Consider the following 15,225-nt stretch of genomic DNA (forward strand, 5'->3'; position numbering starts at 1 on the left):
CGGCATGGTCGTCATGCTCGCCATGTTTGCGTTTCTGACCGCTTGCGGTACCGCGCCGACGCGTAAGGAAGCTGCTTCAACGCAGCTCAATGTGCATGTGAACGCCAGTGAGCAGACCAATCCGGATGCAGATGATCGCGCTTCACCCATCATGGTGCGTGTTTATGAATTGAAGTCGCCTACGGCGTTCGAGGACGCCGATTTCTTTACCTTGCAAAATGATGGCAGGGCAGCCATCGGTGACGATGCGGTGGCCATGGACGAATTTATTCTTCGCCCGGGTGAAAGCCGCGATATCCAGCGCAAGATCAATCCCGACACCACCGCCATTGGCGTGCTTGCCGGCTACCGCGTGCTTGGCAAATCGGTATGGCGAACGGTCTATCGCGTGCCGGCGGCGGATATGCAGGTGGAAACCTCCAAGTGGTATCAGCGCAAGCGGCGGCCGAAGAAAGTCAGCCTGACCGTCCGTCTGGATCGGCGAGCCGTGTCGATATCGAGGTCAAGGGATTGACATGAGCACGCATAACAAAGTTGTGTGGAGCGAAGGCCTGTTTCTTCGCCCGCAATTGTTCCAGCAGCAGGAGCGCTATCTGGAATATTTTGCACACAAGCGCTGCACCTCGTTGAGCCCGTTCTTTTGGGGTTTCGGTCGATACGACATCGATCGCGAATCGCTCGCATTCGGCAAGCTTGTTTTCAAGAGCGGCAGCGGTGTCTTTCCGGACGGTACGCCGTTCGACATTCCCGGTCACGCGCCGCCGCCGCCGCCGCTGACCATTACGCATGACCATATCAACCAGGTGATCTACCTGGCCGTGCCGCTGCGCTTGCCGAATACGGAAGAAACTGTCTTCGCCGATCAAACGGGGTCGCTGGCCCGTTTCCACGCGTTTGATGAAGAGCTGCATGACAGCAACGCCATCGGGCAGGGCGCCAAACCGGTGCAGTTGTCGAATCTGCGCCTGCGTCTGAAGCCAGAGAAGGAACTGACCAAATCGTGGATCGGCATTGCCCTGACACGTATCAAATCGCTGGAAGCCGATGGCGCGATAACGTTGCACAGCGAGGACCACATTCCGCCGGTTACGGGCTGCGCGACCAATCCCTTGTTGCGCGAGTGGACCTTGCAATTGCACGGTCTGGCCAAGTTGCGCGCGGACGCCCTGGCAAGCCGCTTGTCCGGCAGCGATGGCCGCATGGGTGCCGCTGCGGAAGTGTCCGACTATTTGCTGTTGCAAGTGTTGAATCGTTACGAGCCGGTGCTCGAACACATGGCACGCATCCAGGAAACGCCGCCGGTGGAGTTCTATCGGCAGCTATCCATGCTGGCGGGGGAGCTTTCTACGTTTGTGCGCCCGCAGACGCGCCGCCCGTTGCCTGCGCCGGGTTACGACCATGCACGCCTTTACGAAAGCATACGCCCGCTGGTAGAGGACGTCCATTTTCTGTTGAACCAGGTATTGATTCGTGGCGCGCAGCCGATTGCGCTCACTGAGCAGGGCCATGGCGTGCGTACGGCTGCCTTGCTTCCGAGTGAACTGGCCAGTTATTCGAGCCTGGTACTGGCTGTCCACGCGCAGATGCCGCCAGACGTTCTGCAACAACAGTTTTCCTCTTCCACCAAGATCAGCCATCCGCAGCGCCTGCCTGAACTGGTTCGCTCGCACTTGCCAGGTCTCACGCTTGCACCGCTGCCGGTGCCGCCGCGGCAAATTCCGTTCAATGCAGGCTTCATTTACTACGAACTGTCGCGCACGGGACCGTTCTGGGAGCAGATCGCCCGGCAGGGCGGCCTGGCAATGCACATCGCTGGCCACTTCCCTGAGCTCAAGCTCGAATTGTGGGGAGTGCGGCAGAAATGAGCATGCAAGCGTATAGCGACGACGCGTTCGATTTCCTCAACGGTCCATCGGAGACCCGCTCATCCGCGCAGGCCTCCATGGGGCATGGGCCAGGTGAAGGCGCTTCGCTGCTGGGTGTCGAACTGCCCGACGATCTGCAGGCGCGGGTCGAAGCCATGCGGCAGGCGCAGAATCCACTGTTGGAAGCGGCGCAACCTTTGTTGCGCATGCTGGCCGAAGTACCGGCGTCGTTTGACAGTTCAGCGGAAATCGAAGCGCTGCGTGAACTGCTCGTGCGTGAAGTGGTGGTGTTCCAGAAGCTGTGCGACAGGGCCAACCTGCCATGGAAGCACATGGTGGCAGCGCGCTACTGCCTATGCACGGCCTTGGACGAAGCGGCCAACCGCACGCAGTGGGGCAAGGGCGGCGTCTGGGCCGTGAAGAGCCTGCTGATCACGTTCGAGGGTGAAGTCGATGGTGGCGAGAAGTTCTTTCTGCTGATCGGCCGCATGGCCACCGATCCGCAAGCCTATGTGGATGTGCTGGAAGTGCTCTATCGCATTCTCGGGCTCGGTTTTGAGGGGCGGTATAGCGTGATCGTCGATGGTCGCCGGCATCTGGATCAGATCCGGCAGCGCCTGCTCACCTTGATCAACAGCGCGCGTGACGCGGTACCGCTGGCCTTGTCGCCGCATTGGCATGGCACAGCTCCCGGCAAGCTGCGTCTGTTCGGCGGCGTCTCCGCCAAGGCTACGGCTTGCGCGGCAGCGCTGCTGGTATCAGCACTGTTTGGCTGGGACAAGTATCGCCTGCTTTCCCAAAGTGCGCTGGTCGAGGCAAAAATCCGCGCGGCGGGTGACGTCATCCACGTAGCGCCGCAGCGCCTGCGTCTTGCTTATCTGTTGAGAAACGAGATCGCCAAAGGGCTGGTATCGGTGGAAGAAGACGCTGTCCATAGCTTGGTCATTTTCAAAGGCGACACGATGTTCGTCAGTGGGCAAAGCCGCGTGCGTCCGGAGATGAACGACATTCTTGCCCGCGTCGGCCGTGAAGTGGCTCGGGTCGAAGGCATGGTCACGGTCACGGGCCATACCGACAACCAGCCAGTGCATACGGCTGAATTTCCCGACAACCAGGTATTGTCGGAAAAGCGCGCGCAATTCGTTGCCGACGTATTGAAAGCCAATGGCACGCAGCCCGATCGCATCCACGTCGTGGGCAAGGGCGATACCGAACCGCTCGCCGACAATGCCAGCGAACAAGGCCGTGCGCGCAATCGACGCGTGGAGGTCCTCGTTACGCTGTAACGGGGAAAATGTCATGCACTATATCAATCGCTTTTTTCGTTTTCTCTTTTCGCGCCAGGTCCTTTTGGTCGTGGCGCTCCTGCTTGCCGCGGTCGCTGTGTGGTTTCTCGGTGCCCTGCTTGCCTTTGGCGTCTATTATCCGCTGGCAACAGCTGGGGCGCGCGTACTCGTCATCGTGGTGCTGCTTACGCTGCTGCTGTTCTGGCTGCTTCGCTGGCCTACGCTAGGCATCTGGCTGGCCTTGCTGGGCGTGGCGTTCTGGTATGCCAGCCCGTTGCTGGCCTTCGGTGAAGCGCATCCGTTCAAGAGCACCTGGGCGCGCGCCCAGGTCATCATCGTGTTGGCCGTTTGCTATCTCGCCTTCAGCGCCTATCGCCTGTGGCGCGCCATGCGCAGCGACGATGCCTTGTTGCAACGCGTACTGCATCCGTTTGGCCAGCGCTCCGCCGACCAGGATGTCGCCCGCGACGAGGTGCGGGCCGTCAACGCCACGCTGGACCGTGCGCTGGCCAAGCTTCGGCGCATGCGCGGTGCGCTGCCGTTATGGCGCCGCCTGTTCGAAAGCCAGCGCTATCTCTACGAGCTGCCATGGTACGTGGTGATCGGCTCCTCCGGTGCCGGCAAAACGCAGCTGATTCTGAACTCCGGCCTCGATTTTCCCGAGCAGATGGATGGCTCGGCACGTGACGAGCGCACGGCAACCCTCGATTGCGACTGCTGGTTCAGCAACGAAGCCGTACTGGTGGACACCGCAGGCCGCTATGCCTTGCAGAATACGCCACGCAGCGATGAAGCCATCGCCGCCGACGAAGAAGACGCCGCTGCCATCGCAGCAGCGCGCAGCAAGGCCAACGCGGCCGAATGGAAAGGCTTCCTTTCCGCACTACGCAAGCGCAGGCCGCGAGCGCCCGTCAACGGCACGCTGTTGGTCGTCTCCGTCGAGGAACTGCTCAAGCGTTCCGCCGCGGAACGGGTGACGCTGGCAGCGGCCTTGCGTGCACGGCTCGGCGATCTGCGCGAGCAACTGGGCGTGCGCTTTCCTGTCTACGTACTGGTGAACAAGCTCGATCTTCTGCCGGGCTTCTCCGAGTACTTCCAGGCGCTGAGTCCCGAAGGGCGCACGCAGGTACTCGGCTTCACGCTGCCGTACCAGGAACGCGCAGATCTGATTTCCAGCAGCGCGCTGCGTACCGGCATTGCCAAGGAGCTGCAACAGCTCGAACAGCGGCTGGAAGCCGGCATCAACCTGCGCCTGCAAGAAGAATACGAACTGGAGCGGCGCCGCAAGCTGTATGCGCTGCCCGGAGAGTTCCGCTGCTTCGCGGCGGAACTGGCCGAATGGATCGGCATGGTATTTCTCGATTCGCGCTATGACGATACGCAACTGCACAGCGCTTTGCGCGGCGTCTACTTTGCCAGCGCCGCCCAGACACACGAGGTGGTGCCCGCTAATCGTCATACGTTACTGCAACGCTTGCGCCGCGGTTTCGCCGGTCTCTTGGGCGGCACTGCTTTAGCTGAGGCAAACGCAACCTTGCCCACCGGGCACCGGGGCTACTTCCTGCGCGATTTGTTCAAGCAGGTGATCCTGGCCGAAGGGCATCTGGTGCGGCCCAACCTGCGCTGGGAATTCCGTTTCCGCGCGCTGCGCACGGTTGGCCATCTGCTGTCGGTTGCCGTGGCGGTCTGGTTGATCGGCTCGTTGACGATGAGCTTTGGCAACAATCATCGCTACCTGAAGGCTATCGACGGCAAGGCCGATGTGCTCATCAACACGGCGGCCGCCTACAACAAAGCCCCGCAAGATGACGCCATGGCAACCATGCTGAATATCTCCAGCGAACTGCCGCAATACCCAAACCTGGACTTGGACAGCCCCGGCAACTATTGGCGCTACGGCCTGTACACCGCTCCGCGCATACAGGATGCGTCGGACGCCAACTACACCGCGTTGCTCCGCCAGGCCTTGCTCCCGCGGATCGTCGATCGAGTCGAGGCTGTGCTCGGCATGCAGGTGGACGCACAAGATGCCGACGCCACCTATCGTACGCTCACCGTGTATTTGTCGCTGTACGACCACGCGCATTATGACGCCGCGATACTCCGCACGTGGGTATGGGACGACTGGCAGCAAAGTCCCGATGCTGCACCGGCCACCGATCGCAACGCATTGGAGGGCCACCTCAACGCCCTGTTCGCCGAAGACGAGCCGGTCACGCCACGTACCGCACAGCGTGACGACCTGGTGCAGCGCGCACGCGAACTGCTCGCACGCCAGCCCGAAGCCAACCGTCTCTACGAGCGGGCGATGATGGAAATGCGCAAGAGCGCACCAGACAACATCACCCTGTTGCGAGCCGCCGGCCCGCGTTCCGCCGCGGTATTCGGCCTGGCAGCCAATTCATCACTGCAGGATGGCATGCCAGGCCTATATACCTACGAGGGTTATCACGAGGTTTTTGATAAGCAGCTGTCGCGCTTTCTGCAGCAGGCCGAAGCAGAGGACGCCTGGGTGATGGGCAAGGCATCCGCCCCTTCGATCTGGACCTCCACCTTGCGTCCCGAGCGCGACAAGCTTGCCGATGCCATGCGCCGCCTGTACCTCACCGATTACGGCAACTACTGGCAGCGCTTCATGGAAGACATCCGGCCCGCAAACGTGAACGGCGGTTCTCTCACCGATGAATTGCAGACATTGCGGGTACTTTCCGCGCCGGATTCACCGCTGACCACCTTGGCGCAGACCCTTGTGCGCGAGACGTCGTTGACCGCAGTGAACGACGAGACGGACGATTCGGCCCTGACCAGCGCCGCCCTTGATGAAGTCACCCGGCGTTCGCGCGCAGGACGCTTGGTCAATACCGCCAGGACGGTTGCGCCCAGCATGAACTTGGCCCAGGTAAAGATGGAAAAGGAGCTGGTGGACAATCGCTTCGCCGCCCTGCGCCAAGTGGTGACGGGAAGTGCGGATACCGGCAAGGGGCCGGCGCCACCATCCGGTTCGGCGATAGCATCGAGTGGCGTTTCACTCGGCAGCGTGATGGGTCTGCTCGGCGAGCAGTACAACCGGCTGTCGATGGCGGATAGCGCACTGGCCACCAATGGCATGCCTGGCGGCGATGACCTGGGTGCCACGCTTGCTCTGCAAGCCAGTAGGTTGCCTGCGCCCTTGAACGTGCTGCTGGAGGGCGTGGCCTCCCGTTCCATGCGCAAAGTGAATCAGGGCGTAGGGAGCATGCTGGCGCGCCAGGTCGAAAGCAGTGTGGGCGACCAGTGCCGCAGCCTCATCGAGGGGCGCTATCCCTTCGCCAAGACGTCACGGGACGTGGACATCGACGATTTCGCCCGCGTATTCGCGCCGGGTGGCATGTTGGACAATTTCTTCCAGCAGTCGCTGGCCAGCCATGTCGACACCAGCGTGCGGCCGTGGCGTTACAAGCCTGTCGGTGCTGGCATGCCGCCTTTCAGCGGCCCATCGCTACAACCATTCGAGCAAGCGGCCGCCATCCGTGAGGCGTTCTTTCAAGGTTCGGATGCCAAGCATCCCTCGTGGAAGGGCGGCATCAAGGTGGTAGCACTGGACCCGGAAATCACCGACCTCACCATCGACATCGATGGCCAGAGTTTGCGTTATGCGCATGGCCCGGTAACGGTCTCGCCGATGGTCTGGCCAGGGCCGCGCGGCGGCGCCGTTGCCAGTATCACGGCCAATCCTCGCGTGCGGCCTGATACCTCGACCCTGATGGCCGAGGGGCCGTGGGCGCTATTTCGGCTGATCGACCGCGGCCATCTGAGCAAGACCGCATCGTCGAGCCGAGCCACCGTGGACTTCGATTTCGACGGCCGCCGTGCCGTGCTCGAACTGGTGGGAAGTGGACAGGCCAATCCGCAATCAAGCGGCCTGCTGAAAAATTTCCATTGCCCTGGCGTCCGTTGAGCGCGCACGGGCAAAGCAGATTGTCCACGACCACTCGGTCAGCGTGATCTGCGGCATCTGTGTGCGTTCCCTGGTCGCTGCGGGAGTGGGGTGAACGATAAGTATGACGAGGGAAGCATGTCATCCGAAAACCAATCAGGCCTAAATCGCACCTTCAAGGTGTCCTGTCCGGGCATACCTGTTTTCAATACCAAGTCAGGTCCAGAACCCGCGCTTCAATTCCTTCGCATGCAAGGCGAAGAGCGCCTGGGCGCGTTGTATAGCTACAACCTGGAGTTGCGTACGCCCGACGATTACAGCGTTTCGCCCGACGCCTTGGCGAACGTCGACGTCAGTCGCCTGCTAAAACAGCCCATTACCGTCACCATGGAACTCGACGCACAAGGGCCCAATGGCGTCGGCGCCGGCACGCGCGAAATCAGCGGTGTCGTGACGCAAGTGAGTTACCTCCGTCAGGAGCCGCACTATCACGTCTACGGCGTGCGTATGGAGCCGTGGCTTGCAGAGGCGAGGTTACGGAGCGATTACCGTATTTTTCAGAACAGAAGCGTTATCGATATCATCGATGAGGTATTGGAAAGTTATCCCTATCCGTTCGAAAAACGGGTCAACGCCGCGCAATATGGCGTGATGGGCGAGAGCCTCTTCAATGAGCCGCGTGCATTCCAGGTGCAGTACGGTGAAACGGATTTCGAGTTCATCCAGCGGCTGATGGAAGAGTGGGGCATTTACTGGTTCTTCGAGCATGCTGGTGGCAAGCACACGCTGGTGTTGTGCGATCACATGAGCGCACACAAGAAACCACCGAGTGCCGGGTACCAGGAAGTCGCTTTTCATGCCAACGGCGAAAAGCTTGACATCGAATATGTACACCAATTTTCCACCACGGAGCAGGTGTATTCCGGCAGCTATGTAACGAACGACTTTGATTTCACGCGTTCCCGTGCCGACCTCAAGGCCATCAACAAGCTGCTTGGCCCGGACACCGACGCCAAATGGGAACGCTACGCATGGCCCGGCAATTACACGGATACCAACCATGGCGCCATGCTGGCGCGCATACGCATGGAAGAGCTGCGTGCTGCCAACCTGCGTGGCAAGGGCCGCGGCAATATCCGTGGACTGGCTTGCGGCCAGACCTTCAAGCTGACCTTGCATCCCAACCACCAGGCCAACCGCGAATATCTCATGATCGCGTCTCACCTGCTCATCGAGGAGGTACCCAACGAATCGGGTAGCAAGGCGGGTTTCCATTGTCGAAACGACTTCGAAGTGCAGCCGGTCGACGAGGTCTTTCGCCTGGCCTACAACCCCGACAAAAAACCTCGAGGTCATGCGCAATGGGCCATAGTCACCGGTCCGCGCGACGGCGAGCCGTATACCGATGAATACGGTCGCGTAAAGGTACGTTTTCTGTGGGATCGCAATGCCAAGGGCGACGAGCGCGACTCATGTTGGCTGCGTGTAAGTCAGGCCTGGGCCGGCGGGAACTTCGGTGTCGTGTACGTGCCGCGCGTGGGGCAGGAAGTGATCGTCGATTTCTTCAACGGCGACCCGGATTGCCCCTATGTGGCTGGCAGCCTGTACAACGACGTAACGCCGCCACCCGTTCCGCTGCCCGAGAACGCGACCAAAGGGGGCATCAAGTCCCGCACCATCGACGGCGGTCCGCAGAACTACAACAGCATTATTTTTGAGGACAAGCAGGGCGAAGAAGAATTTACCTTGCAGGCCGAGCGCAACTACGTCGCCACCATCAAGAAAGATAAGATGCAAACCGTCGGTGGCATGGCCATGTACGGCGTGGCGGAAGACATGCAAACCAAGGTGGGCGGTTCCGTGAACTACGACGTCACGGGCGCCGTGGCCGAGACGGTGGGCGGCGATCATACCCGTGCCGTAAGCGGCAACTTCCAGCATCAGGTAAGCAACAGCCACGAGTTGAGTGTTGGCACCGACTACAAACATAAGGTTGGTACCGAATACCAACTGAGTGTCGGCGCGGGATTCCAACACTCCGTGGGCGCAGCCTATCAGCTTGGTGTGGGCGCGGCCTGCATGCTGAACGTTGGTGCGGCCTACACGCTTTCGGCTGCCACCGCCATCTCCATCACCTGTGGTGCGTCGTCGCTGACCATGAGCGCCGACGGCACCATCACCATTACCGGCACCGAACTGATCTTCGTGGGCAACAGCAATGTCGTCATCCAGGGCAATCCGTTGAACCTGAACCCGGGCGGCGGTGGCGGTGGTGGTGGCGGTGCAGGCTGCGGCGTAGGTGGGTTCGGTGTAGGTGCCATCGGCGGTCCCGCCGGCGATATCGGCGTACGAGCTAGCGATGCCGGTTTCAGCATTGGTGGCGGCGCGGACAGTAACAGCAGCCACAGTGAAGTGCTTCCCTCCGTACCCGCTGCACCTTCGCCTGGCCCGGCGCCAGCTCCAGGACCAGCTCCAACGCCAACGCCAACGCCAACGCCAACGCCAACGCCAACGCCAACACCAACACCAACACCAACACCAACACCAACACCAACGCCAACACCAACACCAACACCAACACCGCCGCCAACCGGCGCCGATCCGGAACCGTAAGCCTCATCCAGGGCACTGTTTTTCCCATGCCCCAGCCGATTGCGTAGACACGCTTTGGGCTGGGGCCATGGCGATACAAGACACGGAGCTTCACATGTCCAAACAACCAGCTGCCCGCGTCGGCGATCCGATCGATCACGGCGGGCAGATCACCACAGGATCTCCCGACGTCAAAATCAACGGCATTGCTGCCGGGGTGGTTCAAATCAGCCAGGTCGACTGCAACCAGCACCCCAGCACGCAGCAGATAACCAAGGGCGCCCCGATGGTGTTCATCAACGGGAAGCCGGCCGGGCGAGTAGGCAGCCAGATCTCTTGTGGTGCCCAGGTCACCGAAGGCTCACCAGATGTCTTTATCGGTGACTAAACCACTCAGAACCGCCCGGCACCTGCCTGGATGCGCGTCATGGAGAGGGTAGGCGTTGCTTGTTGCTGCACAAGCAATGCTCTATTCGAGCGCTTCTATCAGCGCCTGGCGAAAACATCCACGACCGGGCGGCGTTATGACAACTACTATGGAAATTGGTATGACAAAAAATTTCCATCAAAGAAGAGCAGGAAGTAGGCGTTTAGCATGGATGTTTTTTTTAGTTCCAGGGCTAATCAACAGTGATAGGGTAGGCGCATCAGACAATGATACAGGGTCAACAGTGCCGCAATTGAATATGACGATATGGCAAGCCATTGACGCGTTGGCACGTCAAATACCATTCACCAAAGATAAGATTGAGAAGGTGCTTGGAATTGCGCTTCAGACGGAAAGTAATGATAAGTTTGTGATTCCGCCTAAGTCTTTTCACCCCTATGTTGGGGAGCGTATTCAGCTAGATGGTGGCGTCGTCATTGAAGATGTGGATTTCCGCATAAGTCATCGACGAAATGATCCAGGGTTTTTGGTGATTCATGTTGCAGGAGCTTGTATTGGTCTTGCGTCTGTGCGCTCAAATTATCGTGATCTAACAATTACCGGGCACCCTCGCGGGCGTTCGCTTGATGAGGCTACCGCGTACTCATCTTCTTTGGGCTGGGGTAGGCTTAGCTTTGGTTTTCGAGAACGCAATCCAGATTGCGTTGCTAGTGTGTCATTTGATCCTGAAAAGAAGGAAGTTGATGTTGCGAACTGACATGCTTCTCGCATTATGGAGCGAAAAAGGCATGTCGGATATGCGTCGTAACTGGTGGAAGTCTTGCAGCGTGTTCGACGTTCTTGTCAAGGTTAATTTCCATGATGGGATGGCTCGAATTTAATTTTTGAATTAATCGCATATGGTTTTCCCTTCAAGGTCACTGTGCTTGATTCTGGCGGGCTGTGCCACAACTATCGGGTTCGATAGCAGCATGGCGACAGCTGAATCGAGCAGCCATGACTGCCTACCCACGGTTTCCTTGGATAAAACGATATGGCAAGTCATCGATGCCATGATCGGCCAAATGCCCTTTGCAAAAGATAGGGTGGAAGGCGCTTTAAATATTGAGCTTCATGTTGACAGCTCCGAAAAATTCGTCATTCAACCAATCACTTTTACGCCCTGCGTGGGCGGTCCTGTCAGGCTGGCGGATGGTGTGGTTATCAAGAGTGTGGATTTGCGTATCAGCAACCGAGAAGGCGATCCAGGCTTCCTGGTGTTGAATTTTGAAGGCAGGTGCATTGATCGTGATGAGCTGCGCGACCACTACGGTGATCTGGAGATGACGGATCATCCCCGCGGGCATTCGCTTAATGAGAAAACCGTATATTCAGCTTTTCTTGCCTGGGGCAAGCTCAATGTCGGTTTCGCTGAGCGCAACCGCGGCTGTCTTTCGGGAGTATCGTTCGAGCCCACGAAGGTGACGATGGCGACCGGCAGTTGAATCCAAGGATGTTGCCGTGTTTGTCGAAAGTGCTTGCAGCGTGCGATCGCTCAGTTCGCCTTGTCACGCTGCGAACTAACTTTGCGTAACGGTCGGCACTGTAGCTTGTGCTTTAAAAAACTGCGACGTACCGCAAGGATGCCCTTATGACTCACTCAACAAGCCTGATGGAACAGCTGGCGCCCCTGACGGGCGAGGTACTTGCGGGGGTATCCGCCGGTCCGCCCATGGATCGCAGCAGCTGGTTGGATGGAGCGGGCGATCCTCATCGTGTGCGGGCTGCATTGTCGGGTTTGTGGCTCGGCGTGGATGCGGTTCACGGCAACAAGCTTTGCTTGCCTGAGCAGGATTTCCAGTTGCCTGGACGCTTTCCGATTTCCTGGTCACGCTTTTACAGCAGCGCGCTGCGCATGAGCGGTTTGCTTGGGCCTGGCTGGCGCACACCTTGGGAGGTAACGCTGGCCCGGGTGGGCGACCAGCTGGTCTATAGCGATGCCCATGGGCGCAAGCTTGCGGTGCCGTTTCCTGCGCCGGGGCGGCTTGTGATTGTGCCGCTGGAGCGTTGGCGCGTCGCCCACATGCCGGATGGACGGCTGATCGTGGTGGACCTGAAGGCGCATTTCCGCGTGTTCGGCGCCTTCGACAAAAGCGGCGTTGCGCGAATCAAATACATCGAAAACGCGCAAGGCCATCGCATTGGTTGTTTGTGGGACAAGCAAGGAAGGCTTGTGCGCATGCGTGGTGTTTGCGGGTATGAATTGCGCATGCATTACGGCACCGAACAGCCTATGCGGTTGGCCGCTATCGAATGCGCCGAAGGCGGGCTTGCCGGCACTACCTTGGTGCGCTATGGCTACGATCAACATGGCCAGTTGATGGAGGTTCGCCACGGCGCGGGAGCGCTGATGCGCCGCTTCGCCTATCAGAACGGTCGCATGATTGCCGAGGTGGACGCGCTTGGCATGCAGCTTGGTTATCGCTGGCAGATGGTGGGCGATGCATCGCGCGTGGTGGCGCGCGAAACCTTTGATGGAGCGCGGGAGCGGTTTCACTACGATGTGGAGCAGCGCGCGACGCGAGTCACTGACGTCTTCGGCGATACGGCCAGCTGGCAGTACGACGAACAGGGGCGCGTCCTGGCGCATACGGGATTCGAAGGACGCGTCTACCGCTTCGAACACGGTACGGTAGGTGGCCCCAGCCGCCTGCATCTTCCCAATGGCGGTGTTGTGCAGGTGGGATACGATCGTCTATGGCGTGTGGTCAGCCAAACCGGTCCTGGTGATGCCTCACGCAGCCTGCAACACGCCTCGTTTACGGGTGAGCTGATCGCCATGCAGGAAGGTGAGGGCAGGTCCTGGCTTTGGCTGCGCGATGAACAGCTGCGCGTAACGGGCCAGCGTTCGCCAGGCAGCGATTTCATCGGTTATGCCTACAGTGAGGACGGTCTTGCTACGCACTGTATCGATGCACACGGCCGGGTCACGGTGCTGGAGCATGATGCGCTCGGCCATGTGATCAAGCGCACGACGCCCCCCGGCACCACTACGCATTATGGCCATGACCGCAATGGTTACTTGATCGCCATTACCAACGCCGCGGGCGAGGTAACGCGTGCGGAACGTGACCCGATGGGGCGCCTACTGACGGTGATCCGCCCCGATGGCCAGAGCGAGCGGCATACCTGGAATGCTGCCGGTCAGCGCCTTTCGTTTGTGAACGTGAATGGCCAGGCGCGTCAATGGGAGCGCAACCGGCGTGGCCAGGTGGTGCGCTATATCGACGAAGAAGGCAATGTCACGAGTTGTGACCGGGATGCGCACGGACGCCTGTTGCGTATCGAGAGTGCCAACGGTGCGGTGCAGACCTTTACTTGGAGTGTATGGGGCTGCACGTCGATGACTTATGCCGATGGCACGGTGCGGTACTTTGCATACAACAAGCTCGGTCAGATCACGCGTGTCACCGAGCAGGCAGGCAACGCCGCGCGTAGCGAAGACTTCCATTACGACGACGCCGGACGTCTAGCTGGGCGCGACACGGCACACAGTCGTTATGGCTATCGCTACGATCAGTTGGGACGGCTGACCAGTGTGCGTCGAGAGCCCCTGGACGATGGGCAATGGCGAGGTATTGGCGTCGACGAGCGGCGTTTCGAGTACGACGGGTTCGGGCGTGTGCTGGCCGAACATGGCACCCAGGGCGCGCTGCGTTACACCTATGATCCGGCCGGCCGCCAGATCGCAATGACCTTGCCTGATGGCCAGGTCTTGCAGATGCGCCGTTCGGCCGCAGGCGACGTCACCCAACTGGACTGGCAGGGGCGCATGCTGGCTCGCATGTGGTATGACCCCATGCAGCGCATGGTGGCGCGCAGCCAGGGTAGCCTGCGTACACAAATTGGTTATGGCGCGCTCGGTCAACGTGCGTGGGGGCGTTCCATGGTGGGCAGTAGCGTCCCATCGTCGGAGGGCGATCTGCGTTTTGGCATGCAGATCCACTACAGCGCCAACGGCCTGGTGACGGAAATGCAGGGCGTGATGGCCGATCCGCTGTGGCACGACTACGACCGGCGCGGGTATTTGTTGCGCCGTGTATCCGACACCCTGGGGATTGAGTACTTCACCTGGGACCCGGCCGGCAACCTGACGAACATGCCTGCCGCAGGCGGGGCGCCACACGCACTGCGTGATCATCGCCTGCATGAAAGTCATGGCTATCGTTATGAGTATGACGCGTGGGGCCAGGTGATCCGCCGCAGCGGCCGCGGTCAGCCGCTGGAGCTGGAATGGGATGTGGAGGGCCATCTGGTGGCCATTCGGCATGGTGAGCGCACGGTGCGCTACCGATACGATGCCTTGGGACGGCGTAGCGAAAAAATCGAAGAGGCTAGGACTTCCGACGCGGCCGAAACATTGATCCGCGATACCGTCACCCGTTATGTGTGGGACGGGCCTCGTCTGTTGCAGGAACAGCACGAATCGGCCGTCCATACCTACTTGTATCGGCCGGGTGCTGGCGATGCCGCGGGATTCGCGCCGCTGGCCAAGGTGGAGCAATCGCTGGGTGCGAACGGCGAGATGGCCGATACGCGCGTTTATCACTATCACACCGACGTTGCCGGCGCGGCCATAGCACTGACTGACGACGCGGGCATGGTGGTGTGGCGAGGGCATTACCGCACGTGGGGCACGCTGGCTACGCAAGAGGGCGACAAGAGCAAGCCTGTGACGCAACCACTGCGCTATCCCGGCCACTACGCTGATGAAGAAACCGGCCTGCATTACAACGGTGCGCGCTATTACGATCCCCAAACGGGACGTTACCTCAGCCCGGACCGGACGATGCCGGATGGATTGAGTCCCTATTTATACGCCCCCAATCCGTTGACCTGGTGCAATCCGCTGGGCGACGCAACACCGATCCCTACAGCTGGGCCGGACTCCACCGTGCAATGGAACCGAGGCTTGCCTTGTCCCGCACGGGATATTGCCCGCGTGGTCGAGCCGTTTCAGGGGCAGGCGGGATACCGATTTGAATCGCACGAAGATGTCAGCGGGCGCTCTGCAACACGCTGAATCATGCTGAGTACTTATGCACCCATGTAGGCTGGGGAGGAAATCCCAGCATTGCTATACATGGTGATGCTGGGATTTCATCCCAGCCTACGCGGCAGCCCGTGGCGTGAGGTACA

Annotated in this window: 9 protein-coding genes; all 9 read left to right on the forward strand. The window is 59.9% G+C overall.

What is annotated here, in order from left to right; all coding sequences use genetic code 11:
- Positions 1 to 13: 13 nt before the first annotated feature.
- The 9 genes from tssJ to VJR68_RS04765 all read left to right on the forward strand — a co-directional run bounded on the left by tssJ (position 14) and on the right by VJR68_RS04765 (position 15,109).
- Entirely contained in the window at positions 14 to 514 is a 501-nt protein-coding gene (gene tssJ, locus VJR68_RS04725; protein WP_324146412.1) for a type VI secretion system lipoprotein TssJ, read from the forward strand.
- Position 515: 1 nt separating this feature from the next.
- Positions 516 to 1,865: a type VI secretion system baseplate subunit TssK gene (gene tssK / locus VJR68_RS04730; protein WP_324146413.1), complete on the forward strand. Its 1,350-nt coding sequence runs from the start codon at positions 516 to 518 to the stop codon at positions 1,863 to 1,865.
- The gene (gene tssL / locus VJR68_RS04735; protein ID WP_324146414.1) at positions 1,862 to 3,151 is read left to right on the forward strand and encodes a type VI secretion system protein TssL, long form; all 1,290 of its coding nucleotides are present in this window, start codon (positions 1,862 to 1,864) and stop codon (positions 3,149 to 3,151) included. The genes tssK and tssL overlap by 4 nt, the downstream gene beginning before the upstream one ends.
- Before the next feature lie 13 nt (positions 3,152 to 3,164).
- Positions 3,165 to 7,088 (forward strand): type VI secretion system membrane subunit TssM, encoded by a 3,924-nt coding sequence (tssM, locus tag VJR68_RS04740; RefSeq protein ID WP_324146415.1) that lies wholly within the window; start codon positions 3,165 to 3,167, stop codon positions 7,086 to 7,088.
- Between the two features lie 117 nt (positions 7,089 to 7,205).
- Complete coding sequence (locus VJR68_RS04745; RefSeq protein WP_324146416.1) at positions 7,206 to 9,680, forward strand: type VI secretion system Vgr family protein; 2,475 nt, start codon at positions 7,206 to 7,208, stop codon at positions 9,678 to 9,680.
- Between the two features lie 94 nt (positions 9,681 to 9,774).
- Positions 9,775 to 10,047, forward strand: a complete 273-nt coding sequence (locus VJR68_RS04750) for a PAAR domain-containing protein (protein ID WP_324146417.1) — start codon at positions 9,775 to 9,777, stop codon at positions 10,045 to 10,047.
- Positions 10,048 to 10,102: 55 nt separating this feature from the next.
- Entirely contained in the window at positions 10,103 to 10,804 is a 702-nt protein-coding gene (locus tag VJR68_RS04755; protein ID WP_324146418.1) for a hypothetical protein, read from the forward strand.
- A gap of 214 nt (positions 10,805 to 11,018) precedes the next feature.
- Positions 11,019 to 11,531 carry a hypothetical protein gene (locus tag VJR68_RS04760; protein ID WP_324146419.1) on the forward strand — a complete coding sequence of 171 codons (513 nt, stop codon included), beginning with the start codon at positions 11,019 to 11,021 and terminating at the stop codon, positions 11,529 to 11,531.
- Between the two features lie 146 nt (positions 11,532 to 11,677).
- Positions 11,678 to 15,109, forward strand: a complete 3,432-nt coding sequence (locus tag VJR68_RS04765) for an RHS repeat-associated core domain-containing protein (protein WP_324146420.1) — start codon at positions 11,678 to 11,680, stop codon at positions 15,107 to 15,109.
- Positions 15,110 to 15,225 lie beyond the last annotated feature (116 nt).

Origin of the sequence: Dyella sp. (assembly GCF_035277725.1) — a bacterium.
Lineage (GTDB): Bacteria > Pseudomonadota > Gammaproteobacteria > Xanthomonadales > Rhodanobacteraceae > Dyella_B.